A 25,783-nucleotide genomic window follows, 5' to 3' on the forward strand; every position below is an offset into this window, starting at 1 on the left:
AGGCTGATGAAGCTTTTAAATAAAAAGGGCTTTACAAATATAGTGAATGTATTGATAAAATTAATTAGTTAATTTTATAATAAAAAAGGAGCTTTAAGGCTCCTTTTTGTCTTGTGCATTATATCTATGCTCTGATTATTGCTGGTAATAATCTACATACCAATCCACAAACTGCTTCACACCATACTCTACTGCAGTGTTGGGTGAAAAACCTGTTGTCTGAGCTAAATCGCTACAATCAGCACAGGTTGAAAGTACATCACCATCTTGCATCGGCATTAAGTTCAATTTAGCTTTAATATTGAGTGATTTTTCTATTGCTGTAATAAAATCCATTAACTTTGTAGGTTGCCCATTACCCACATTATATATTTTATAAGGTGCAGAACTTGATGAAGTTTCACCCTGCTCTACGGTCCAATTTGGGTTGGGTTCAGGAATAATATTAATTAAACGTACCACAGAACTGACAATATCATCGACATAAGTGAAATCACGGGTCATATTTCCGCCATTATAAACATCGATAGGCTCACCCGCTAACATAGCTTTAGTAAATTTAAATAGAGCCATATCAGGACGCCCCCAAGGACCATATACGGTAAAAAATCGCAGTCCTGTTGTGGGTAGCTGATATAAATGAGAATAGCTATGAGACATTAATTCGTTGGCTTTTTTCGTCGCAGCATAAAGTGACACCGGATGATCAACACTATCTTCTGTAGAGAAAGGTTGTTTTTGATTTAAACCATATACCGAGCTTGATGACGAATAAATCAAATGCCCAACGTTATGATGGCGACAACCTTCTAATATATTAATATGGCCTACAATATTAGCATCGATATATGCCATTGGGTTTTCAATTGAATAACGAACGCCAGGCTGAGCCGCCAAGTGAATAACTCGATCAAAACGGTGATCAGCAAATAATTGCGCAATACTCACTGAATCTGTAATATCAATTTTCTCAAATTGGAAGTTATCCAACTGATTAAGTTTAGCTAATCGTGCTTCTTTTAAGCGCACATCATAATAATCATTGAGATTATCTATCCCGACAACATGATAACTCATTTCTATCAAACGCTGGCTTAAATGGTAGCCAATAAATCCTGCTGCACCTGTTACTAATATTTTCATATTATACTCAAATAACCCAATTAATTGATTTCTGCGCTAAACGCTATCATGCTTAATATCACCTAAATTAACATCATAACGCTTAACCTAGTCAATGCCGATATATATATCAATATTAGCACTGTAATTTATCATCTTTTATAGCGGTACTTTTAAGCTTTAAGCCATAAATAAATGCCGCACCACATTATAAAATTAAAATGACAGTGCGACACTATTAACAAGATAAATCGTTAAATTTTGTTACTCAACACATTAAGCTTGCAGTGATTTTATCCATTTCGTGAACTCTTCGCCAAACTCTTCGTGCTGTAAACCATATTCAACAAAAGCTTTCATATAGCCTAATTTATTACCACAATCGTGGCTTTTCCCTTGTAGGTGATAAGCTTCTACAGGCTCTTTTTCAATTAACATTGCAATCGCGTCAGTTAATTGAATTTCATCCCCTGCTCCTGGTGCCGTTTTGGCTAATAAAGGCCAAATGTTTTCAGACAACACATAACGACCAACAATAGATAAATTTGAAGGTGCTTCTTCTTTCTTCGGTTTTTCTACCACACGAGTAATGGGTTTACTGTCGCCAGGCTGTAAATGTTCTCCCATGCAGTCAACAATCCCGTAGTTAGATACTTCCTCTTCAGGAACAGGCTCTACTAAAATTTGACTTGCGCCAGATTGTTCAAAATGAGAAAGCATCTCTTTTAAATTAACCTTAGTCAGATCAGCACTATATCGGTCTAAAATAACATCCGGCAAGATAACAGCGAAAGGCTCATCACCCACCAAAGGTTTTGCACATAAAATGGCATGGCCTAATCCTTTTGCTATTCCTTGGCGAGTTTGCATAATAGTAACGTGACTTGGACAAATACCTTGTACTTCTTCCAACAACTGACGTTTAACTCGTTTTTCTAAAATAGCTTCTAATTCAAAACTGGTATCAAAATGGTTTTCAATAGAATTTTTTGAAGAGTGTGTAACTAGCACAATTTCATTGATGCCAGCTGCTATACATTCATTAACAACATATTGAATTAAAGGTTTATCAACAACAGGTAGCATCTCTTTTGGGATAGCCTTGGTGGCAGGCAACATTCTTGTTCCTAGCCCTGCAACAGGGATCACCGCTTTTCTTACTTTACGCACCACTGATGACATTACTCTTCTCCTACAAATTAAGTACCATGATATTCCTATGATGTTATGGTACATATAAAAAAATAATCGCCAGAGTATACCAGCTAATATCTACGGATAAACAGAGCATCATCGCTTAATTGAGATTGTTCTTCATTTATGTTTAATATATGTGCAATAACAGATTTTATTTAATCTAAATTTAACGTTTATGTATAGGTGAGAACATTAAATTAATTTTATGGTGCTGATTCCAAATTTTACATTGCCAATCTATTCCCACACACTTTATTTGGTTAATATATAAAGAGTGTAGTGTTCCTAAAGGTATACCACTATTTAAAACATATTTTTTATTCTCTGTTTTTATTTCAGCTCGTAGTCCTGCTGACGCTAATAATATATTTTTTTCCTTGGTGTGGTAATAACCTAAAATCAGCGGGAATGATCCTCTCACCCCCATATCCTCAAGCATTTTATTGATTTTATTCAATATGTTATACATACTAGGTAAGAAGCGTCTTTTCTCAGTAGCTTTTAGGAAACGATTAAAAACCACCCTTAAAAGCAGCGCAACGAGTAACCCATTTTCTTCATCATTAGAGACGTCAACACAGTAAAAAATGATTTGATCTTTTGATAAAGTCGCTATATCAAATAACAACCCCATTTGGGATGCATCATTTAATTGACGATAATTAACATTATATCCTGCGACAATTTGTTTAACTTGCGGTTGCATCTGTTTAACAAAGGATTGAATATAATGAGGCTGTTCTCGTAAGTTATTCCAAAGAGGTCCAAATTGTCCCCTTGCAATTAATTCAGACTCAAAAAAACCTGGACATAATACTTCAATGACCTTCTGTTTTAACTTAGCTAAATTAGTTACGGGCTTAAGAAAAACGTCCTGAGCGCCAAAGCGCAACATATCATCAATTTCAGCCATGTTGTCAGTACATGAAATAGCAATAACAGGGAAAGACCAATGACGCTGCTCTAGATGACATAAAAAAGTCGGCCCATTCATAACAGGCATTCTGATATCACATAAAATAAGATCAGGTCTTAGTCCCTCTTCAAGTAACAACAATGCTTGGCTACCATTGTCAGTCGCATAAACGCAAGCCTTTTCGTGTGAAAAATACTCAGTGAGCATTGTGCGAAATACAACCTCATCATCAATAATGAGAATTTTTTTACCGACTAAGGCTTTATTCATTAGTAATACCCATAACTATCATTTCACTTGCAGTTTATTTAGCGTTACATTATTAGTTTAGTTCAACATTGACGTTTATTATTCCTAATCGCTATTTTTCTGATGGGGATCGTCGTATAAAAATGGATCAGGACATTACCTTGTCAAATTTATGCCCCTGCAATAGCCAATTGCCTTATAGTGAGTGCTGTGAGCCTTACTTATTAGGGACAAAAAATGCCCCTACAGCTCAAGCGTTAATGCGCTCTCGCTATAGTGCTTTTGTGACTCATAATGCAGATCACCTAATCAAAACATGGCACCCTTCGTGTCGTACACCTTCTTTACGGGATGAGTTAATCGCCACGTTTCCCAATACACAATGGCTAGGGTTACATATTATATCGGCACAAGAAAACCCTCGTGATAACGAAGCCTTTGTTGAATTCTCAGCTTGCTTTATTGAAATAAATGCTGATGATAAGCAGTATCTACATGAACGCTCTCGTTTTCTAAAAATAGACGACTGCTGGTTTTATATTGATGGTGTACAGCCTAAAGTAGGACGAAACGATCCCTGTCCTTGTGGCTCAGGCCGTAAATACAAAAAATGTTGTGAACACAACAGAAAATAATTGCAAACACAGAAGTAAATTAAAGGATTTATCCATACATGCAACACCAAAATACTCAAAAGAAAATACTACGTACTATTTGTCCAGATGCGAAAGGACTTATCGCAAAAATTACTAATATTTGTTATAAACATCAGCTCAATATTGTTCAAAATAATGAGTTTGTTGATCATCGCACTGGCCGCTTTTTTATGCGCACTGAGCTAGAAGGCATTTTTAATGATGAAACCTTTTTAGCCGATTTAGATGATGCACTTCCACAAGGCTCACAGCGAGAGCTTAATACTGCCGGTCGCCGCCGTATCGTCATTATGGTCACTAAAGAAGCCCATTGTATTGGTGACCTCTTAATGAAAAGCGCTTTTGGTGATCTGGATGTTGAAATTGCAGCAGTTATTGGTAATCACGACACGCTAAAACACCTTGTTGAGCAATTTGGGATCCCTTTCCATCTCATTAGTCATGAAGGGTTAACCCGTGATCAACATGATGAAAAACTGATAGCACAAATTGACCAATACAAACCTGATTATGTGGTATTAGCTAAATATATGCGTGTATTAACCCCCGCATTTGTACAACATTACCCAAATCAAATTATTAATATTCATCATTCTTTCTTACCGGCATTTATTGGCGCCCGCCCATATCATCAAGCCTATGAACGTGGTGTAAAAATTATTGGCGCCACAGCTCACTATGTAAATGATAATTTAGATGAAGGCCCTATTATTACTCAAAATGTAATAAACGTAGACCACACTTTTTCAGCAGAAGATATGATGCGCGCAGGACGGGATGTAGAAAAAAACGTACTAAGCCACGCCCTCTATTGGGTGCTCTCGCAACGTGTTTTTGTCTATGGCAACAGAACAATTATTTTGTAGGCTTACCCGTTTTAAATCAGTGTAACTACGACACTAGCCTAAAGTAACAAGAGCCTGAGATAGTTATTTTATCACAGGCTCTTTTTATTTTTTGTTACACATCCAAGTCAATCACTATAGCTTTCTATCTAAAATCAATACGATATAGCACAACAGTTAAGCAAAGCGGATATTTTTACAGCAGTTGATCGCTTTTTCTTAAAATAGCACTTTACACATCTCAGGTATTTGGTATTATTGCGCCCGCTGTCACGGACAGCAAGACAATTTAATGTTGGTGGGATACCCAAGCGGCCAAAGGGAGCAGACTGTAAATCTGCCGTCACAGACTTCGAAGGTTCGAATCCTTCTCCCACCACCATCTTCAATACTCTTCACTATTTTTTCATTCCAATTCTTTTATTAAATCAACAAACCTGTTCAATATACTCGAGTGATATTTAGATTTATAGATATAACAATTATAAATCAGTTCCGTTTGTGTTAAAGGTATAAAGCACAGTTGCTTTTCATCCTCACTTTTAATCGGGTTTTCATCAGTAAATAATAGCGAATGGTGAGTTTGAATAAAGTTTAAACAACAGTTTAAATCATCCATCAATCTAATACTGATAGGTTTACCCTGATCCGCTATTTCATTTTCTAATTTCTTTATTTTTGCTGTTTTATATAAAGCGGGATCACATAACCAAATATTTTCTTTTAGCAATGTATTGATATTCTCTTGTGCTTTTTGTGCTAAGATTTGTTGGCAACATATTCCTAGATATTTATTTTTAACTTGATGTATTAAGCTAAACTTTTCACTAATAATTTTATCTGAGCTTAAGATTAACGTGTTTCCATCATAATCTGGTATCTCTTCAAAATTATCTTTCGAAAATCTCATCATATTTATATGTGAACAATTCTTATTGGCTGCTTGATAGAGTGCTGTTAAATATTGACTTTTACCCCAATCATAATAAACATGAATGCTATTATTAATAACGCCCGATGTGTGTTTTTTTGTTATCTCTTTTTCTTGCAGATAAAGTGATTTTAAATCATTATAGAGTTCTAACCCTTCTTGCGTTAAACTCATACCAAACTTTTCCCGCTTAAACAAGCGCTTCCCTAGCACGGCTTCAAAATCTTTGATTGATTTCGCTACAGGTGGTGTCGTTCGGTTCATCACACGAGCAGCTTTACTTAAGGATCCATTTTCAACGACGGCCATAAAGGCCTCTAATTTACGAGAAAAAAACATAATCCACCATTCCTTTGCTGTGTTAAACAAAACAATTAAATTAATTTTATTAATATAAATAAAACACATATTAACTGAAAGAAATCCATGCGAAATAAATATTATTTTTAATTATCTTCACCTCCTATAAATATAATTTATAATTCAATTGATATTTTTATTCTGTCATTTTGCTTTACATATAAAAAATGATAATACTTATATTCTTCTATCAAAGAATAGTTTATGTTTCTACTTTATTTAATTAATATTTTTTGTTAGGCATAAACTTATTAATATTATTAGTTGCCATACATTTTGCTATTTGGCTACGATTTATCTATATCACGCGATTATATCTCGATGACAGGTATTAACATTGGTATGTAACCGACTTACATTTATTTCATTATCCTGTTAGTATAAGTTATCCTATTATTCAATCTATAAATGGTTATAGTCACATGAAATTTGTCTCATTCAATATTAATGGATTACGTGCTCGCCCTCATCAGCTCGAAGCCATTGTAGAAAAACACCAACCCGATGTTATTGGACTGCAAGAAACAAAAGTTCATGATGATATGTTTCCATTAGAAACTGTCAGTGCCTTGGGCTACCACGTTTTTTATCATGGACAGAAAGGCCATTATGGTGTGGCTTTGTTAACTAAGGCGAAACCTGTCGCGGTACGTAAAGGATTCCCTGGTGATGGTGAAGAAGCTCAGCGTCGTATGATCATGGCGGACATTGAAACCCCCGCTGGATTATTAACGGTAATGAATGGTTATTTTCCTCAAGGTGAAAGTCGTGATCATGAGACAAAATTCCCTGCTAAAGCAAAATTCTATGCTGATCTACAGCAGTATCTGACCACCAGCTTAACGCCTTCCTCTCCCGTACTGATTATGGGGGATTTAAATATTAGTCCAACCGATAAAGATATCGGTATCGGCGAAAATAATATGAAACGTTGGCTAAAAATGGGTAAATGTTCATTTTTACCGGAAGAGCGAGAGTGGTTAGCAACGCTTATGGGTTGGGGATTAACCGATACTTATCGCGCCCAACATCCTGAAGTCGAAAACCAATTTTCTTGGTTTGATTATCGCTCAAAAGGCTTTGATGATAACCGAGGCTTACGTATCGATTTACTGCTAGCAAGTCGTTGCTTAGCAGATAATTGTATTTCAACCGGCATTGACTACGATATTCGTGCGATGGAAAAACCTTCCGATCACGCACCTGTTTGGGCCGAGTTTAAGCTTTAATTCCCTCTCTCCCCCCTTATTGATAAACCCCACTTCAAATAGATTAAAAGTGGGGTTTATTTATATATTAGTTAGCGTCTTACACAATCAACTAAGCATCACTCTTTATATTGCGATTCGTAGATTGAGACTGCGCTGAACGACTTTTCCCTTGTGCACTTTTTTTCGTCGCACCTTTACGTTTTTTATTCTGCGCAGGCGCAGGCAGGTTTCTAAACGCTTGAATATTAGGACGACGTTTAGCTTGAGTAATTAATTCAAATAGTGTGTTACTTAATGGCATCATAAAATCTTGATACTTAAATTGCTTCTCACTAATTTGCGTTAATATTGATTCCCAATGAGCGGTCATATCGGGTAATGTCGCCATATCTGGCAAAACATGAATTAATGCTCTTCCTGCTGGTGTCGAGTTGATAGCTCGCCCTTTCTTTTGCAGAAAGCCGCGTTTAAACAGTAATTCAATAATACCAGCCCTAGTCGCTTCAGTACCTAGTCCATCCGTCGCTCTTAGGATTTTCTTTAGCTCTTTGTCTTGCACAAAACGTGCAATACCGGTCATAGCCGAAAGTAGCGTAGCATCTGTAAAAGGTCTTGGTGGTTGGGTCTGCTTGGCAACAATTTCGCCTTTTTCACAAAGTAACTCATCACCTTTAGCCACAATAGGTAAGGCGTTACCATCATTTTCCGCATCTTGCTCTTTACTACCTAATAAGGTACGCCAGCCGGCTTGTGCTAAAAATCGTGCCTTAGCAATAAACTTTCCATTCTCAATATCGAGTTCAATCACACATTTGCGGTACACCGCATCTGGCATAAATTGCATTAGATATTGTCGGGCAATCAAATAGTAAATATTCTTTTCATTTTCACTTAATGAAATATTACCTGTTTTCGCAGTAGGAATAATGGCATGGTGCGCATCTACTTTCTTGTCATCCCAGCAACGGTTCTTTTTATCAATATCTAATGTTTCTTGTGGCAAAAGACTATTATCATGCACACTAATGGCATTCATCACCGCATGACGCCCAGCAAAGTGTTCATCAGGCAGATAGCGACTATCGGAGCGTGGATAAGTAATAAGTTTATGCGTTTCATATAAGCGTTGACATGTGTCTAACACTTGTTGAGCGCTTAAACCAAAGCGTTTCGCCGCTTCAATTTGTAAAGCAGATAATGAAAAAGGCAAAGGTGCTATTTCAGACTCTTGTTTATCTTGATAATCGGTAACATTAGCAGGCTTGCCAGCTATTCTATCAACAACATGCTCTGCTAATTTGCGATGTAATAAACGCCCTTCTTCATCTTGCCAAGGCTCGCAGTGTTCACTCGGCTGCCAAATAGCGGTAAATCGCTCATCTGCAGGAGTAACGATATGCGCTTTGACTTCAAAAAAATCTTTCGGTACAAAGTTTTCAATTTCTTCATCACGGCGTACGACTAAACCCAGTACCGGGGTTTGTACTCGCCCAACAGAGAGTACGCCTTGGTAACCATTGCGCTGTCCTAATAACGTGTAAGCGCGTGTCATGTTAATGCCATATAGCCAATCCGCCCTCGCTCTTGCTAAGGCAGAAACACATAATGGAATAAATTCATGATTGTAGCGGAGCTTATCAATTGCTCGAGATACCGCGGCGGGGTTTAAATCGTTAATCAGGCAGCGACGTGCCTGTTTTCTTTGAGCATCACTAATATTAAGGTAATTAAGTACTTCATCTACTAACAGTTGCCCTTCGCGATCGGGGTCTCCTGCGTGGATCACTTCATCGGCTTGTTTTAGTAATGTGTTGATCGTATCTAGCTGTTTTTTCACATCAGCGCGCGGTTTGAGTTGCCATTTATTCGGAATAATGGGCAAATCATCTAACGACCAACGCGCATAGCGCGGATCATATGCATCCGGCTCAGCCTGCTCAAGTAAATGACCAACACACCACGTCACATACTGGTTATCACCACAAACAATAAAACCATCACCACGTTTATGCGGTTTTGGTAATACATCAGCAATAGCTCGAGCAAGGCTGGGTTTTTCTGCAATAAATAATCTCATTACGTTAGTTTGTCACTTCAATTAACGCTCTTCCTGCTTTCGGCTCTGTTAATTCACCGATCGAGGTCAAATCAATATTAAAGCGTTTAGCAACTTCTTTTACTTGCTCAACGGCTTCTGGCTGTACTGCCAGTAATAAGCCACCTGAAGTTTGTGGATCACATAATAATTTACGTTGCATTTCGCTGATATTACCAATCAAATGGCCATAACTTTCAAAATTACGTCCAGTACCGCCCGGTACACATCCTTGCTCTATATACGCTTCTACTTCAGGTAATCGTGGTACTTGTGAAAAGTGAATAGTGGCTTGTAATCCAGAGCCTTCACAAATCTCGCTAAGGTGACCTAATAGACCAAAACCTGTCACATCGGTCATTGCCGTGACCCCTTCAATATCAGAAAAATCAGTACCCGCTTTATTCATACGGCACATAATTTCAGTAGCTAGGCCCTGATGCTCAGGTTTTAATAAGCCTTTTTTCTCTGCGGTAGTTAATACCCCAATACCTAAAGGTTTAGTTAAAAAAAGTTGGCATCCTGCTTTAGCAGCACTGTTTTTCTTAATTTTACTCACCGGTACAACGCCCGTTACCGCTAAACCAAAAATAGGTTCAGGAGCATCAATCGAATGCCCACCAGCAAGGGAAATCCCCGCTTCTTGACAGGCGGCTCGCCCACCTTCGATAACTTCACGAGCAATTTCAGGCGCAAGTTTATCAATTGGCCAACCTAAAATTGCTATTGCCATAATAGGTTTACCCCCCATAGCGAAAATATCACTAATCGCATTAGTCGCCGCAATACGCCCAAAGTCATAGGGGTTATCAACAATTGGCATAAAAAAATCAGTGGTACTGATAATTCCAGTGCCATTACCTAAATCATAAACAGCGGCATCATCTTTCGTTTCATTACCAACCAATAAATGGGGATCGTGAAACTTAGCCTGTTCACTATGTAAAATCGTTTCCAAAACTTTTGGTGAAATTTTGCAGCCACATCCGGCACCATGACTGTATTGTGTTAAACGAATTGCTTCAGACATAACATGTCATCCTTTTAAAAATAAGTCACAAAATCAGTTAAATCAGCAGGAGAAACCGTTGTAGGTGCTTTCAATGCGGGAGTACCAAGATATAAGAAACCAACAATATGGTCGTGTTCACCACAACCTAATCCCGCTCTTACCACTGGATCATGAGTCCAAGAGCCTGAACGCCAAATACCACTATAACCTTGTGCCACTGCAGCCATTTGCATCGCCTGAACACAACAGCCTGCCGCAACAATTTGCTCCCATTCAGGAACTTTAGGATGCGCTTTAACTTTGGCAATCACGGTAATAATTAAAGGTGCACGAAAAGGTGCGTTTTTTGCTTTTTCTTCTACCTCAGCACCTAGTTGACTCACCACCGCCGCTTTATGTAATAATTGACTAAAACGCTCAATACCATCCTCTTTCATCACGACAAAGTGCCAAGGTTTAAGGGCGCCATGATCGGGGGCTCTCATACCTGCTTGTAAAATAGCTTCAAGCTGTTGGTTATTTGGGGCTGGAGTAGTCAGTCGAGACGCTGAACGTCGATTTAAAAGCAGTGTTAATGCATCCATTTTTGTATTCTCCTGTCAGTATTATTGTAGCAAAATCCCTTAAGAGCAGGGATAGACAGTTGTTATCAATTCGCAGTATAACAAAATGTTATATTACCACCACCGAGAAATTTAAGCGGATATTTTTAGCTAAAATAGGATTGTACTTAAGCCAATATTGAGCGTTTGTTCAAAATATGAATGTTTTAGCTTTTAGGTGTAATACACTGCCCAAGCGCAATAAAATACGTGACAGACTTTCGCTAGTCGCTATATTAGAATGGTGTTTAAATATTTGCAGTCTAAGTAGTCAATCGAGTTTTGTTATTAAAGGATCGAAGTGAGATGTAGGGAATATTAGCGTTTTTTATTCTAAAAATAGCCGTGACCTTTGCTGTCTATTGTTCACCTGCAAGGCATACTCTCATGTAAATAAGGTATGTTGTGGCTATACAGCTAATTTCTTGAGTCGCTCAATATTGAAATAAATACTTTAATAATAGAAACTTAAACCTTTACCATCAATTCTAGCATAACTGTTTAGGATTAATTTTTAGCTTTACATGATGTGGAGATAATATGAGTAAAATTATGGAGTTAATCGGCACTATTTTTCGATTTAGTTGGCAGGCGATTAACTTTATCAGGAAACTAATCTTAAACGTTATTTTCTTCTTTCTACTTTTTATGGGTGTAGGACTCTATTTCATCGTCCAAGAAACGCAAAAACCTACCGATTACCAAGGTGCATTACTGGTTGATTTAAAAGGCGTTATTGTTGACCAAACAGCTAACCAAAATCCTTTAGGGCAAATGAGCCGAGAGCTTTTGGGTGTTTCGGGTAGCCAGTTACAAGAAAATTCGTTATTCGAAGTCGTTGATACCTTACGCAAAGCAGCGACTGACCCCAAAATTAAAGGAATGGTACTAAAACTTGACGAATTTGCTGGGGCAGACCAACCTTCACTCAATTATGTTGGTAAAGCGCTGACTGAATTTAAAAAAACAGGCAAACCTATCTATGCGATTAGTGGTTATTATAGCCAACCGCAATATTACTTAGCCTCTTATGCAGATAAAATTTATTTAGCATCACAAGGTGCTGTGGGTATTTATGGTTTAGGTTTTAGTAATCTCTATTACAAATCGCTATTAGAAAAACTTAAAGTTAATACCCATATATTCCGTGTAGGAACCTATAAATCAGCTGTTGAACCGCTGATGCGCGATAATATGTCTGATGAAGCTCGAGCCGCATCGAATCGATTAGTTTCCGTACTCTGGTCTAATTATTTAACGCAAGTTGCAGAAAATCGTAGTATTACCAAGGAAGATGTTTTCCCTGGTGCAAAAGAGATGATTGTCGAGTTGCGTAAAGCCGATGGCGATAATGCTACTTATGCACTTAATCGCAAACTGGTCGATACTGTTAGCTCTTATGCCCAATTTGAAGCGGATATGAAAGAGACCTTTCAATGGGATCATGAAGCTAAGCAGTTTAATAATATCAGTATTTATGATTATGCCGATAACCTCACCGCATTCGCCCCAGAAAACGAAGACGGCAATATTGCGGTTGTGGTCGTTCAAGGCGCAATTATTGATGGTGAAAGCATTCCTGGCTCTGCAGGTGGTTCAACCATTGCTAATCAAATCCGTCAAGCGCGTTTAAATCCTAATATTAGAGCATTAGTATTACGAGTTAATAGCCCCGGTGGTAGTGTATCTGCATCTGAGCAGATCCGCAGTGAAATAGCCGCCTTTAAACAAGAGAAAAAACATGTCGTGGTTTCAATGGGCGGAATGGCTGCATCAGGGGGATATTGGATCTCTACACCTGCGAGTAAAATTATCGCTAGCCCTTCAACATTAACAGGCTCTATTGGTATATTTGGTGTCATCAATACCTTTGAAAATAGCTTAGAATCAATAGGTGTGCATAGTGATGGCGTGAGTACATCGCCTCTTGCAGGACTTTCGGTAACCAATAAATTACCAGAAGATTTTTCAGAGCTATTCCAACTTAATATTGAAAGTGGCTATAAAACATTCCTGAAATTAGTAGCTGAATCACGTAATAAAACACCGGCACAAGTTGATCGTATTGCGCAAGGTCGTGTTTGGGTTGGTGTTGATGCTAAACAAGTAGGATTAGTTGATGAATTTGGTGATTTCGATGATGCTATTAATGCAGCAGCAACCATGGCAAAAATCAAACAACCAGTCATTGATTGGATGAAACCGGAATTAAGCTTATCAGAGCAAATATTAATGAGCTTATCGGCCAATGCAAAAGCCATTATTCCTGATCCATTACAAGCCTATTTACCTGCACCGGTATTTAAAGAAGTTAAAACACAAACTGAGTTTTATCGTAATATGAACGATCCGCAAAACCGCTATGCGTATTGTTTATCTTGTGGTGATATTCAATAAATAAGTGTGCTCCCGCTCAATATGAGCGGGATTATCTTAGCCTTTGATTATTTTTTAGTTATTTTGCTAAATGGTGTAAATAATGATTTAAAACATCAATTGCTGTATTTCAATTGTGCTTTTTGTCTCCCCTTTCTTTTTTTATTCTGCAAACCCCCTATAATCAACTCTTTCTTATCGCTTAATTCATAAGAGTGTTAGGTCTGATGCAAAAAAAATCCATTTACGTTGTGTATACTGGTGGAACTATCGGTATGCAACATTCTGATCACGGCTATATACCTGTATCAGGACATTTACAACGCCAATTAGCTAAGATGCCCGAATTCCATCGTGAAGAGATGCCCAATTTCACAATCAAAGAGCACCTTCCTTTAATTGATTCATCAAATATTACCCCTGAAGATTGGCAATCTATCGCTGATGATATTAGCGAGAATTATTGCCACTATGATGGTTTTGTCATCTTGCATGGTACCGATACCATGGCATTTACCGCTTCTGCACTTTCCTTTATGTTTGAGGGGCTGGCAAAACCGGTTATCGTCACCGGCTCTCAAATTCCATTAGAAGCTTTACGCTCAGATGGACAAACTAACCTATTAAATGCTCTCTATATTGCTGCACATCATCCGATTAATGAAGTTGCACTGTTTTTCAACAATACTCTGTATCGTGGTAATCGTGCGATAAAAGCACATGCAGATGGCTTCAATGCTTTTGCTTCTCCTAATAGTGCACCTTTATTAGAAGCAGGCATTAATATTAAAACGTTTAAAATAAACCCATTACCTAAGCCAAAAGGTGAGTTTATTGCTCATCATATTACCCCTCAACCAATTGGTGTGGTAACAATATATCCGGGACTTTCTGATGAGGTGGTGAAAAATATCTTAATGCAACCCGTTAAGGCACTTATTTTGCGCTCTTATGGTGTGGGTAATGCCCCTTCTCATCCCGCCTTGTTATCAACGCTACGCGAAGCAACTGAGCGCGGTATTGTCGTGGTTAACCTAACGCAATGTATTTCTGGTCGTGTCAATATGGGGGGCTATGCAACAGGACAAGCACTCGCCGATGTTGGGGTGATCAGTGGTTATGATATGACTTTTGAAGCAGCGTTAACTAAACTCCACTATCTACTTAGTCAGCAATATAGCTATACTGAGATCTGCCGTTTAATGCAACAAAATCTCCGTGGTGAAATGACATTAAACGATGACGACTAGGTCTAATCAAAGGTAACTCCTGTGAAAAATTCAGCGTTATTATTAGTTGATCTACAAAATGATTTCTGTACCGGTGGCGCATTGGCTGTTAAGGAAAGTGATACCGTCATAGATACGGCAAATCGGCTTATTGATTATTTTCAACGCCATCAGTGTCCTATTATTGCGAGTAAAGATTGGCATCCCGCAGATCATCTCAGCTTTGCAAAAAATTCAGGTACTGTTGTTGGCGAAATTGGCCAATTAAATGGCCGCCCACAAGTTTGGTGGCCAGTGCATTGTGTACAAAATAGCCATGGCGCTGACTTTCATCCCTTATTAACAGATGATTTAATTAGTCATATTATTTATAAAGGCCAAAATCGACTTATCGATAGTTATAGTGCTTTTTTTGATAATGACCATGAATATCAAACAGGATTACATACTCTTTTACAAAGCATGCAGATCGAGCATCTCACCATTTTAGGGATAGCAACTGATTATTGCGTTAAATTTACCGTGTTAGATGCATTACAATTGGGTTATCAAGTATCAGTGGTTATGGATGGTTGTCGAGGTGTCAATATTCAACCAGATGATAGCCAACTCGCATTTAATCAAATGCAACAACATGGGGCAGTTTTAGTTGATTCAGTAACAGTGCTTAAAAGTGACAAATAATATAAACAACATGATTAGCAATTATCATTCTCTACTTGTATGAATAGTAGAACTAAAAAGTGGTGATTTATCAAAATAATAAACTAATAAATCACCACCGTTACGCTAACTTTCATTATTTAAATTTAAAAACGTCTTAATCATCATCCATTGGTGTTAATGTGGCTAAACGTTCAGCTTGAAATTGCGCTTTTAGCTCTTGTTTGCTTTTCATCGTAATTTGTCCGTTTGTGCCAACCGTCATATGTTCCGGATTATGGTTATTCTGCGCTTGCCATAAGAGAACAATTTGCATGCAATGCTCTTTTTGCTCTGCCGTGAGTGCAACGCCGTCTGGCCATTTACCTAGCTCAACTGCGGTAGAAAGACGTTGATAAATCTCAGGTGTGACCATTGAAATTAAATCATTAACTTCCATTGATTGCTCCATATATCAAATTACCACGCAAAAGCTGAATCGTTTTTTTATTTGTTAATTTATTGTTAATAGTGACTATTTAACCCTTTTGCACTTCACCTGTTTCTGTATTGCTAAATGCCAAAGAGGCAGAATTAACACAATAACGTTGTCCTGTCGGTGCTGGGCCATCATTAAATACATGCCCTAAATGAGCACCACATTGATGACAGCGGATCTCTGTTCTTTTCATATTATGCGAAAAATCATCAAGATAAAGAATTGCATCATCACTTACAGGTTGATAAAAACTTGGCCAGCCACATCCTGCATCAAATTTAGTTTCCGAATAAAACAAAGGCGCAGAACAACATAAGCAATGATAAATACCTGTTTCTCTATTATGTAATAATTTACCACTAAACGGCGGTTCAGTACCCCGCTGTTGCGTCACATAATGCTGCATTTCATTGAGGTTTGATAAATCAATGTGATTGTTATCACTTGAAATATGCACTTTTTTTTCATTATTGCTCATAAACACCTCACACTGACAAAAATGTTTTTTAAAACAACAGCAAATAATAACAAAGATTTAACAACAAATCTGGAAAATATAGTCTAAAATCAATGAGAGTAATCTTTAGTTTTTGAAATGTGATACATTTCACATAACGGAGCAAAGGTAACTTCATTTATCGGCAATGATCCCGATAATACACAGCGTAATATTTATCTAAAACGACCAATCCTTAAGCAAAAAGTGTTTTTTTAATTGATTTTTTGCAATTATTGACACGATTCCGCTTGACGACTGGCGCGGTTTTGGTAACTTTAGAAGCAACTTTTTAATTCACTAATAAAGCTGGTGGAATACATATGACTATCAAAGTAGGTATTAATGGTTTTGGTCGTATCGGCCGCATCGTTTTCCGTGCTGCACAAGAACGTTCAGATATCGAAATCGTAGGTATTAACGATCTGTTAGACGCAGAATACATGGCATACATGCTGAAATACGATTCAACTCATGGTCGTTTCAACGGTACTGTTGAAGTAAAAGATGGCCACCTCGTTGTTAATGGTAAAACCATCCGCGTAACATCAGAAAGAGATCCAGCAAACCTGAAATGGAACGAAATTGGTGTTGATGTTGTTGCTGAAGCAACTGGTCTGTTCTTAACTGACGAAACTGCACGTAAACACATCCAAGCTGGTGCGAAAAAAGTTGTTCTGACTGGTCCTTCAAAAGACAGCACACCTATGTTCGTTATGGGTGTAAACCACAAATCATATGCAGGTCAAGATATCGTTTCTAACGCATCTTGTACAACTAACTGCTTAGCGCCTTTAGCAAAAGTTATCAACGACAAATTCGGTATCGTTGAAGGTCTGATGACAACTGTTCACGCAACAACTGCAACTCAACGTACTGTTGATGGTCCTTCAATGAAAGACTGGCGTGGTGGTCGTGGTGCTTCTCAAAACATCATCCCTTCATCAACTGGTGCTGCTAAAGCAGTAGGTAAAGTTATTCCTGAACTGAACGGCAAACTGACTGGTATGTCTTTCCGTGTTCCTACTCCTAACGTTTCTGTTGTTGACTTAACTGCACGTCTGGAAAAACCAGCAACTTATGCTCAAATCTGTGAAGCAATCAAAGAAGCTGCCGAAGGCGAACTGAAAGGCGTTCTGGGTTACACTGAAGATGCAGTTGTTTCAACTGACTTCAACGGTGAAGTATTAACTTCAGTATTCGATGCTAAAGCAGGTATCGCGCTGAATGACAACTTTGTTAAATTAGTTTCTTGGTACGATAACGAAGTTGGTTATTCAAACAAAGTTCTAGATCTGATTTCTCATATCTCTAAATAATTAGAGTTTAGAAAGCCAAGATTGATTTTAGAGCCACCCTTTCGGTGGCTCTTTTATTTTTTTACTCGGCAGTTTATTGTATTCAAATAGTCCGCGACATAAGGTTATAAAATAATGAATGAGAAAATTTTTTCTTTGCCGGTTATTGAACAAATATCACCTTACTTAAGTCGACGCCAATTAGGTGAACTCCCTATTCTGGTGATCTCTCACCCCAAAGTACGTGCGGCTATTAGTCTTCAAGGTGCCCATCTTATCGCATGGCAACCCGCACAAACGCATCCCGTTTTGTGGCTCAGTGAAGATGCCTTATTTACTCCCGGTGTTGCTATTCGTGGTGGTATCCCTATTTGTTGGCCTTGGTTTGCCTCAGCGGGAACCCCAAGCCATGGATTTGCACGTATCTTACCTTGGGAATTTAGTGCTCATTCTGAACAAGAAGACGGAGTGCTTATCACCATGACACTCAAAGAAAGTGCACAAACTCAAAAGTATTGGCCTCATGAATTTACTGTTATTGCTCGATTTAAATTAGGTGATACCTGTGAAATTGAATTAGAGTCATACGGTGACTATGAAGCCACTGCGGCGCTACACTCCTATTTTAATGTCAGTGATATCGATAAAGTTTCCATTACAGGCCTTGGTGGTCACTATATTGACACAGTGGCGGATAAAGAAGTTTATACCGACGAAACAGCCCTACGCTTTAACGGCCGTACTGACAGACTTTATACTGAACCTGAAGATTTTAATCTTATTCATGATGATGGTTGGGATCGTACTATTGAGGTTCACCATTATCATCACAGTGATGTCGTTTGTTGGAATCCGGGTGCAGAACTCGCCAGTTCAATGAAAGATATGAGCTCAGGTGGTTACCGTAAAATGGCATGTGTTGAAACAGCTCGTATTCATCGTCCACTTAAACCGGATAATGTTCATCCTGGACGTTTATCTGCTGTAATACGCGTACGCAAAAATATTGCTGAAAAATAGTTTGCCACTCTACTTTGTCGAACGAAAAAAGCTTCGAACAAATTCGAAGCTTTTAGTTATCGAAAGCAACTTAACTTACCGTTTTACCGTTAGAAAGTATAAGTGACACCTGTCCATAAAATAGCCGTTACCGATTTATTTACCATCGGGCTATCTTTAACTTCGCTGGGTAAGCGATCCACTCGTCCCATCGCGAAGAAATCCCAGTTTTCAGCAAACTTATAGTTAGCTGAGATTTCAACATAAGGTCTCCAGCTATCATTTGGTCGATATTCAGCTAAACCACTACGCTGAGATTCTCCCTGACTAATCCCATATGCGTAACGATTCTGCTTTTTATTTTCCCAAACAGCACCAATTCCCGGTTGAAGTGACCAATTGCCTAGTTCAAAAGGATAAAGGTAAGCAGCATCAGCAATAATGCCATTACTTTTACCTAAAAGATCACCAGAAATAATCCCTCGTAAACTTCCCCATGACTCATGATGTTTATAGGTAAATCCACCCATGACGGTATCACGGCGACGATTAAGTTTTTTCATCTGCTCATCATCAGAGTCACTTGGTTTAAATGCTTGTGGGTAATAGTGAACATCGACAGACAGCTGATCTTTCGGTGAATTCCATAAATAATATCCTGCGGCTAATGTCGCAAAATAGAAATTTTCAGATTGATAATTAACCAAAGGTACAGGTAATAAATAGTCTTTAGATTTAGCACCCTTATAAGGTGTTACTTGTGATAATACAGAACCCCCTATTGACCATTCTCCCGCGAAGGCTGTCGGTGTACTCAATCCAGCGATTATGGCTAAAGAAATAACAATTTTCTTTTTACTCACGATGATTTTCCATATTGTCTTTGATAAAACAGTGACCAAAAAACGACTGTTGTTATGGTGCACTAAAAGTTAGCTAATAGATTACAATCATTTTATTTTTTACATAAAATGGCTGGCAATAAGTGCTTGTCCTAATGCAATTCCACCATCACCAGATGGCAATATCATAGGGGTTAATACCTTTTTATTGTTTAATTTTTGCTTAAACAGATCCTTAAGTAAGATATTATTGAATACCCCTCCTGTTAAAACAATAGTATCAATCTGATGTTCTTGCGCAGCTTGCAGAGCAATATCACCCAAACTTTCGGCTAATAAATAGTGAAATAACCAAGCCTTCTCACTGGTATTCAATGTGATGCTTTCCCATTGTGACCAGAAAATGGACAAATCAACATGCTTATCTTTTACAGGCATTAAATGTCCATATTGCTTGATGATATCAGCATACCGATCTACGTGACACTGTAACGCAGCGCTTTGTAAGTAGCATGCCGCTTCGCCTTCCCAGCTTATTTGTTTAGGTGATAATCCCAAAGAGCAAGCAACTGCGTCAAATAATCGTCCACAAGATGATGCTAGCGGTGAATTTAAACCACGAGCCACTGCCTTACTCAAAATCTGTAACTCAGTGAGCGGAATTGCTTGGGTGATAACACTACCTTGCCAATCTTTTGTAAAAGTAGCTAAATGTGCGAACCAATTTCGCCAAGGCTGTATTGAAGCTAAATTTCCTCCCGGCATAGCAACCGCAGGTAGCCCGCCAATACGTTGGGATTTTTTATAATCCACCAGCAAACACTCGCCTCCCCATAAAGAGCCATCTTGTCCATACCCTAAACCATCAAGGGCTATACCAATTACTGCGCCTTGTTGCTGTGTATGTCCATGCTCTGCTAAACAAGAGACAATATGTGCATGGTGATGGGGAACTTCTATAACAGGAATATGTTGCTGTTCAGCTAGCTGTTTACCTATTTGATGGCTGATATAATTAGGATGAGCATCAATGGCAATCGCTTTGGGCGTAAAACGATAGATCTGTTGAAACAGCGTGAGCGATTTCAGTAATTGTTGCCTCACACTTAAATCATCTAAATCACCTAAATGCGGCCCCATAATAGCTTGGTGCTTTTTTAAGAGACAAAACACATTTTTCAGATCCCCTCCTAAAGCCAAAATTGCAGGTTGTGCATCAAAAGTGGTTGGCAATGCGATAGCATCTGGTACATAACCCCGTGAACGGCGGATCATCACACACTGATCATCTTCAATACGCACTAATGAATCGTCCGCTCTTTGTATAATCTCCCTATTATGAATTAGAAATAATTCTGCAATATCACCAAGCTGATTTAACGCCTCTTCATTGGTTAATGCAGGAGTGTGTCCCGTCGCATTACCAGAGGTCATGACTAATGGAATTTGTGTTTCATGTGCGAGAAGATGTTGCAAAGGATTAGCTGGTAACATAACACCTACTTCTGTTAATCCAGGTGCAATCAGTTCACTTAATGAAATAGGGGCGATTTCTTTAGGAATAAGTACGATAGGTGCTGCGGTACTGGTTAATGTTTCTATCACTTTTGAGTAAAACTCGGCATTATCGTCCGGTTTTTGGAGCTGCTCAATCCCGGTTAACATCACCGCAAGTGGTTTGGCTGGACGATGTTTACGCGCTCTTAAACGCGCAACACTTTCACTATTGCGTGCGTCACAGACTAAATGAAAGCCACCAATGCCTTTTACAGCAACAATTTTTCCCGCTAATAACGCCTGACAAGCTTGCGTTAATGCCCGCTCTTTTATTGCAAGTTGTTGCCCTTGATGATCTGCCAACCAAATATGAGGTCCACAGACAGGACAGGCATTAGGTTGTGCATGAAAACGTCTATCTGCGGGATCTTGATATTCATGTTGGCAAATCGGACAAAATGGAAACGCAGACATAGAGGTAAAAGGCCTGTCGTAAGGCATTTTTTTTATAATAGTAAAACGGGGGCCGCAATGGGTGCAGTTTATAAAAGGATAATGATAACGACGATTTTGTGGATCAAACAACTCATCAATGCAAGCCTGACAAGTCGCTGCATCAGGTACAACTTGTGTATCCATTTCTCCACCACCACTTTTTACAATAGTAAAGTCCGTGGGGAGTTGCTCCCATTGATAAGGTGTTTGTTCAATACGTTCAATGCGTGCAAGAGGAGGACATTGAGCCGTTAATGCATTAATAAAGTGTTGATTTTTCGGTGATAACGTTAAGTGGATCAATACTCCTAAGCTATCATTACTCACCTGCCCTAATAAACCAAAATGATGTGCTAATTGCCAAACAAAGGGGCGAAAGCCAACACCTTGAACCTTTCCTTTCACACGCAATGTAATGCCGTTACTCATAGGATCACCAAATCAAAATAAGTTTAAGCTTATTCTAGTTTAGTGATTATTAACAACTTTCATTTAGATCAGAAAAAGTAGAGTTTGCTACATTTATCGTCACTTCAACCGCCACTCGCGGTGCAATAGCACACAGTAATTCATAACCAATAGTGCCACAAGCCAGTGCAACTTCATCAACCGGTAATTGATTTCCCCATAACTCAACAGGGCTTCCATGTTCAACATCCGGCAAATCGGTTACATCAATAGTAAGCATATCCATTGAAATACGCCCAACTAATTGTGTTTTATGTCCTTTAACGATAACGGGTGTACCATCTGGGGCATGCCTTGGATAACCATCAGCATAACCACAAGCGACAACAGCAATTCTCATATCACGTTGTGCGGTATATCGGCTACCATAACCAATTTGTTCACCTTTTTTTACTGACTGAATAGCTAATACTTCACTGTTAAAGGTCATCACAGGTTGCAAATCAAAATCAGCAATATCTTGCCACACCCCAGAGGGGGATACACCATATAAAATAATACCGGGACGAACCCATGAATGATGGGTTTGTGGTTCAAATAAAATAGCCGCAGAATTGGCTAAACAGCGCGGTAAATCATTTACCATTGAGCTATCAATAATCTGTTTTTGTGTCGCCATATTCAGCCCTGAATCAGCATTAGCAAAATGGGACATTTGTACAATAGAGCCAATATTAGTTATGCGTTTTGCTCTTTGTATAGCTTGCTGATAGTCTTCTGGTCGGTAACCTAACCGATTCATGCCACTATTGAGTTTCAGATAAATATTGATAGGCCGCTCTAATTGCGCTTGCTCAATGGCTTCAAATTGCCAATCAGCATGCACAACCGTCGTTAATGAATAACGCTCTAATAAATACACATCATCTGGTTTGAAAAAACCTTCAAGCAAAAGAATGGGGCCTACCCATCCTTGCTCTCTTAGCATAATTGCTTTATCTAATTCAATTAAGGCAAAACCATCGGTATGACTTAATGCAGGCCAAACACAAGAAAGACCATGTCCATAAGCATCAGCTTTAACCACTGACCACACTTTACTTCCCTGCGCTTTCGATTTGATCACCGAAAGATTATGACTCAGCGCATCTAAATTTATGCTAATTTTGGCAGGTCTGGACATCGTCTCTCCTTAATTAATAAACAGCGTCAAGTTTTTGCCCTGGACGGAGCAATTTAGTATTAAATCCATCGATATAACGGAACACGGAGAGATCATCTGCAGCAATTGCCGTTTTATTACCTGATATTAAATCAGCTAACAGTTGTCCTGAGCCACATGCCATCGTCCATCCTAATGTACCATGCCCCGTATTTAGGGATAAATTACGATATGCGGTTGGCCCAACTATCGGAGTACCATCTGGCGTCATTGGCCTTAAGCCTGTCCAGAATGTCGCTTTACTGATATCACCACCACCCTCATAGAGATCTTGAACAACCATTTTGAGCGTTTCACAACGTGATTTTAAAATATTCAAATTAAAACCTACCACTTCCGCCATACCGCCCACACGAATGCGATTATCAAAGCGAGTCACCGCAATCTTATATGTTTCATCTAAAATAGTGGATGTTGGTGCTCTGCTTGCATCAATAATAGGCATGGTTAATGAATAGCCTTTTAAAGGATAAACCGGAATTGTGATTTTGTTTTTCAAAAATTCAGTCGAGTACGATCCCATGGCGACAACATAGTGATCTGCGGTTAATAAACCATCATGGCATTGCACACCGGTGACTTTATCACCATCAAAAAGTAGGTGTTTTATTTCTTTATTAAATAAGAAAGTAACCCCGGCCTCTTCAGCCATTTTAGCCAGCTTCTTAGTAAAGATTTGGCAATCCCCCGTTTCATCATTAGGAAGACGTAATCCTCCGGTAAGTTTATGACTCACATGCTCTAAAGCGGGTTCTGCTGATTTTAGTTGCTCGGCTGTTAGCAGTTCATAAGCCACACCTTCTTGCTTTAATACAGCAATATCATTAGCGGCATTATCAAATTGTTTTTGATCACGAAATAGCTGTAACGTTCCCCCTTGGCGTCCTTCGTATTCAATACCGGTATCTTGGCGTAATTGACGGATACAATCACGACTATACTCAGCAATACGCACCATACGACTCTTATTCATCGCATAATGAGAAGCATCACAATTACGTAGCATTTGCCACATCCAGCGTAATTGGAACAGTGAGCCATCAGGTCGGATCGCTAAAGGTGCATGTTTTTGAAACATCCATTTTACTGCTTTTAATGGAATACCCGGGGCACCCCAAGGTGTTGCATAACCCGGAGATATTTGCCCTGCATTACCGGCACTCGTCTCTTCTGCCGCACTACTTTGCCTATCGACAACAATGACTTCATGCCCTTGTTGTACTAAGTACCACGCACTTGTTACACCAATAACGCCGCCACCTAAGATGATCACTTTCATGGCTAGACTCCAAATAATTTACATTGATATAACATAAGAATAATATTCCATACACAAAAAGCCAGCACAGAATAATCATCTAGCACCACAAAAAAGCAAATTTTAGAGTCAAATCACATTTAATTAGTAATAACAGTGTTAGTTTTGCAGAGCAATTATTAATTCTATTTAAAAATCAAATTGATAGAGCATTTATCGCTTTTTATAAAAATAATACATAAATATATTATTCAAATATAAATTAAATAAGCCAATAAAAACCCATCATGCGATTTTTATGAAAAACCAAAAAACTTATCATTATCAGAATATAATATTAAGATGAGATATGTTTCAAATTTTTTTTACTAAAAATAGCCAAATTAAAGTATCACCTAAAAATGGCTGGTTAAACTAGGCTTGCTGTTTTTAGCCCGCTATTCTTTCACTTCTCCAATAATAGTCATCATATTTCTATTACTACCATTTTCTGGATAATAAAAAATCAGCACTGGATCAATAAGATCCAATGCTGATGTTAAGACAGGATAAACGCGATGAATTAACGTTTTACTTCTTCTAAGTCACTAGGTAGTGGCGATTGAAGCTCATGCCAAATAATGCCACTCTCTTTTCCGTATTGGCGAACGCAATCCATAACGTGCTCAGTATCTTTTTGTTCACATAGCAACGCCAATTTTTTATAAAATGATAGCGCCAACTCTTTCGCCTGAACATTAGAGAAATAATAACGCCCTACACGGGTATATAATCCCTTAAGTCCGTTTAAGATCAATCCATAAATAGGATTACCGCTGGCAAATGCCAAACCACGGAAAATGTTATAGTCCAACTCACTAAACTCATCAGCACTATTTTCAGTCGTTAGTTGATGAGTCAGCACTTCTAGGGATTTTTCTGGATTATTTTTAAATGCCGTGCGAATAAAAATTGCTGAGATATTCGTTCTTACGGCTAATAAATTATCGATTAATTGTGGCACGCGATCATGATCAAGACGCGCGACAGTTTCAAGAATATTAAGACCTGACGTTTCCCAAAAGTTATTCACTTTGGTTGGTTTTCCATGCTGGATAGTTAACCAACCATCACGAGCTAAACGTTGTAAAACCTCTCTCAATGTCGTTCTTGTCACACCAATTAATTCGGAAAGCTCACGTTCTGCGGGCAGAATAGAACCTGGTGGAAAACGGTTGTTCCAAATACTTTCAACAATGTACTCTTCCGCAAAACCTGCGGGGCTTTGAGCCTTAATAACCATATTTTTATTTCTTCCGAAGCGTTTTTTCTGCTAATAATAGAAAA

The 25,783-nt window shown here is 38.5% G+C and carries 22 protein-coding genes and 1 tRNA gene; 9 read left to right on the forward strand and 14 right to left on the reverse strand.

The window, feature by feature from the left end; all coding sequences use genetic code 11:
- Positions 1–135: 135 nt before the first annotated feature.
- The 3 genes from HMPREF0693_RS02560 to rssB form a co-directional block, all read right to left on the reverse strand.
- Positions 136–1,143 (reverse strand): NAD-dependent epimerase, encoded by a 1,008-nt coding sequence (locus HMPREF0693_RS02560; RefSeq protein ID WP_004243250.1) that lies wholly within the window; start codon positions 1,141–1,143, stop codon positions 136–138.
- A 255-nt stretch (positions 1,144–1,398) separates the two neighbouring features.
- Positions 1,399–2,304: a UTP--glucose-1-phosphate uridylyltransferase GalU gene (gene galU, locus HMPREF0693_RS02565; protein ID WP_004243251.1), complete on the reverse strand. Its 906-nt coding sequence runs from the start codon at positions 2,302–2,304 to the stop codon at positions 1,399–1,401.
- A 181-nt stretch (positions 2,305–2,485) separates the two neighbouring features.
- Positions 2,486–3,505 (reverse strand): two-component system response regulator RssB, encoded by a 1,020-nt coding sequence (gene rssB, locus HMPREF0693_RS02570; protein ID WP_004243252.1) that lies wholly within the window; start codon positions 3,503–3,505, stop codon positions 2,486–2,488.
- 122 nt (positions 3,506–3,627) lie between these two features.
- Here rssB and HMPREF0693_RS02575 point away from each other — a divergent pair, with 122 nt between their 5' ends.
- From HMPREF0693_RS02575 to HMPREF0693_RS02585, 3 genes are all read left to right on the forward strand, one after another.
- Complete coding sequence (locus HMPREF0693_RS02575) at positions 3,628–4,119, forward strand: YchJ family protein (RefSeq protein WP_004243253.1); 492 nt, start codon at positions 3,628–3,630, stop codon at positions 4,117–4,119.
- Between the two features lie 38 nt (positions 4,120–4,157).
- Positions 4,158–5,006, forward strand: coding sequence for a formyltetrahydrofolate deformylase (gene purU / locus HMPREF0693_RS02580; RefSeq protein ID WP_004243254.1), 849 nt, complete (start codon positions 4,158–4,160; stop codon positions 5,004–5,006).
- 276 nt (positions 5,007–5,282) lie between these two features.
- Positions 5,283–5,367 (forward strand) — tRNA-Tyr (locus HMPREF0693_RS02585).
- A 24-nt stretch (positions 5,368–5,391) separates the two neighbouring features.
- Here HMPREF0693_RS02585 and HMPREF0693_RS02590 read toward each other — a convergent pair.
- Positions 5,392–6,255: a helix-turn-helix domain-containing protein gene (locus HMPREF0693_RS02590; RefSeq protein WP_036932149.1), complete on the reverse strand. Its 864-nt coding sequence runs from the start codon at positions 6,253–6,255 to the stop codon at positions 5,392–5,394.
- Positions 6,256–6,698: 443 nt separating this feature from the next.
- Here HMPREF0693_RS02590 and xthA point away from each other — a divergent pair, with 443 nt between their 5' ends.
- Positions 6,699–7,505: an exodeoxyribonuclease III gene (gene xthA, locus HMPREF0693_RS02595; protein WP_004243256.1), complete on the forward strand. Its 807-nt coding sequence runs from the start codon at positions 6,699–6,701 to the stop codon at positions 7,503–7,505.
- A 91-nt stretch (positions 7,506–7,596) separates the two neighbouring features.
- Here the strand turns inward: xthA and HMPREF0693_RS02600 are convergent, their stop codons facing one another.
- From HMPREF0693_RS02600 to HMPREF0693_RS02610, 3 genes are read right to left on the reverse strand one after another with little or no spacing between them, the layout of a single operon-like run.
- The gene (locus HMPREF0693_RS02600; protein WP_004243257.1) at positions 7,597–9,564 is read right to left on the reverse strand and encodes a DNA topoisomerase III; all 1,968 of its coding nucleotides are present in this window, start codon (positions 9,562–9,564) and stop codon (positions 7,597–7,599) included.
- Between the two features lie 4 nt (positions 9,565–9,568).
- Positions 9,569–10,612, reverse strand: coding sequence for a selenide, water dikinase SelD (gene selD / locus HMPREF0693_RS02605; RefSeq protein ID WP_004243259.1), 1,044 nt, complete (start codon positions 10,610–10,612; stop codon positions 9,569–9,571).
- A 14-nt stretch (positions 10,613–10,626) separates the two neighbouring features.
- On the reverse strand, positions 10,627–11,178 hold the full coding sequence (locus HMPREF0693_RS02610) for an NAD(P)H nitroreductase (RefSeq protein WP_004243260.1): 552 nt from the start codon (positions 11,176–11,178) through the stop codon (positions 10,627–10,629).
- A gap of 558 nt (positions 11,179–11,736) precedes the next feature.
- Between HMPREF0693_RS02610 and sppA the strand changes: the two genes are divergently transcribed.
- From sppA to pncA, 3 genes are all read left to right on the forward strand, one after another.
- The gene (gene sppA / locus HMPREF0693_RS02615; protein WP_004243261.1) at positions 11,737–13,593 is read left to right on the forward strand and encodes a signal peptide peptidase SppA; all 1,857 of its coding nucleotides are present in this window, start codon (positions 11,737–11,739) and stop codon (positions 13,591–13,593) included.
- A 206-nt stretch (positions 13,594–13,799) separates the two neighbouring features.
- Entirely contained in the window at positions 13,800–14,822 is a 1,023-nt protein-coding gene (gene ansA, locus HMPREF0693_RS02620; RefSeq protein WP_004243262.1) for an asparaginase, read from the forward strand.
- A 21-nt stretch (positions 14,823–14,843) separates the two neighbouring features.
- Positions 14,844–15,485: a bifunctional nicotinamidase/pyrazinamidase gene (gene pncA, locus HMPREF0693_RS02625; protein WP_004243264.1), complete on the forward strand. Its 642-nt coding sequence runs from the start codon at positions 14,844–14,846 to the stop codon at positions 15,483–15,485.
- A 136-nt stretch (positions 15,486–15,621) separates the two neighbouring features.
- On the opposite strand, the gene HMPREF0693_RS02630 is transcribed toward pncA, so the two are convergent.
- Positions 15,622–15,903: a YeaC family protein gene (locus tag HMPREF0693_RS02630; RefSeq protein ID WP_004248238.1), complete on the reverse strand. Its 282-nt coding sequence runs from the start codon at positions 15,901–15,903 to the stop codon at positions 15,622–15,624.
- A 79-nt stretch (positions 15,904–15,982) separates the two neighbouring features.
- Positions 15,983–16,420, reverse strand: a complete 438-nt coding sequence (msrB, locus tag HMPREF0693_RS02635) for a peptide-methionine (R)-S-oxide reductase MsrB (protein WP_004243267.1) — start codon at positions 16,418–16,420, stop codon at positions 15,983–15,985.
- A gap of 341 nt (positions 16,421–16,761) precedes the next feature.
- On the opposite strand from msrB, the gene gapA reads away from it, so the two are divergent.
- Together gapA and HMPREF0693_RS02645 are read left to right on the forward strand one after the other, a co-directional pair.
- Positions 16,762–17,757: a glyceraldehyde-3-phosphate dehydrogenase gene (gene gapA / locus HMPREF0693_RS02640; RefSeq protein WP_004243268.1), complete on the forward strand. Its 996-nt coding sequence runs from the start codon at positions 16,762–16,764 to the stop codon at positions 17,755–17,757.
- Between the two features lie 114 nt (positions 17,758–17,871).
- Positions 17,872–18,756: a D-hexose-6-phosphate mutarotase gene (locus tag HMPREF0693_RS02645; protein WP_004243269.1), complete on the forward strand. Its 885-nt coding sequence runs from the start codon at positions 17,872–17,874 to the stop codon at positions 18,754–18,756.
- Between the two features lie 89 nt (positions 18,757–18,845).
- Here HMPREF0693_RS02645 and HMPREF0693_RS02650 read toward each other — a convergent pair whose 3' ends face one another.
- The 5 genes from HMPREF0693_RS02650 to fadR all read right to left on the reverse strand — a co-directional run bounded on the left by HMPREF0693_RS02650 (position 18,846) and on the right by fadR (position 25,739).
- Entirely contained in the window at positions 18,846–19,598 is a 753-nt protein-coding gene (locus tag HMPREF0693_RS02650) for a MipA/OmpV family protein (protein ID WP_004243270.1), read from the reverse strand.
- A 99-nt stretch (positions 19,599–19,697) separates the two neighbouring features.
- The gene (gene hypF / locus HMPREF0693_RS02655) at positions 19,698–21,998 is read right to left on the reverse strand and encodes a carbamoyltransferase HypF (RefSeq protein ID WP_004243271.1); all 2,301 of its coding nucleotides are present in this window, start codon (positions 21,996–21,998) and stop codon (positions 19,698–19,700) included.
- 49 nt (positions 21,999–22,047) lie between these two features.
- Positions 22,048–23,160: an alanine racemase gene (gene alr / locus HMPREF0693_RS02660; protein WP_004243272.1), complete on the reverse strand. Its 1,113-nt coding sequence runs from the start codon at positions 23,158–23,160 to the stop codon at positions 22,048–22,050.
- Between the two features lie 13 nt (positions 23,161–23,173).
- A complete protein-coding gene (locus tag HMPREF0693_RS02665) occupies positions 23,174–24,478 on the reverse strand; it encodes a D-amino acid dehydrogenase (protein ID WP_004243273.1) in 1,305 nt (434 codons plus the stop codon).
- Between the two features lie 541 nt (positions 24,479–25,019).
- Complete coding sequence (fadR, locus tag HMPREF0693_RS02670) at positions 25,020–25,739, reverse strand: fatty acid metabolism transcriptional regulator FadR (RefSeq protein WP_004243274.1); 720 nt, start codon at positions 25,737–25,739, stop codon at positions 25,020–25,022.
- Positions 25,740–25,783: the final 44 nt, after the last annotated feature.

Origin of the sequence: Proteus mirabilis ATCC 29906, assembly GCF_000160755.1 — a bacterium.
Taxonomy (GTDB): Bacteria; Pseudomonadota; Gammaproteobacteria; order Enterobacterales; family Enterobacteriaceae; genus Proteus; species Proteus mirabilis.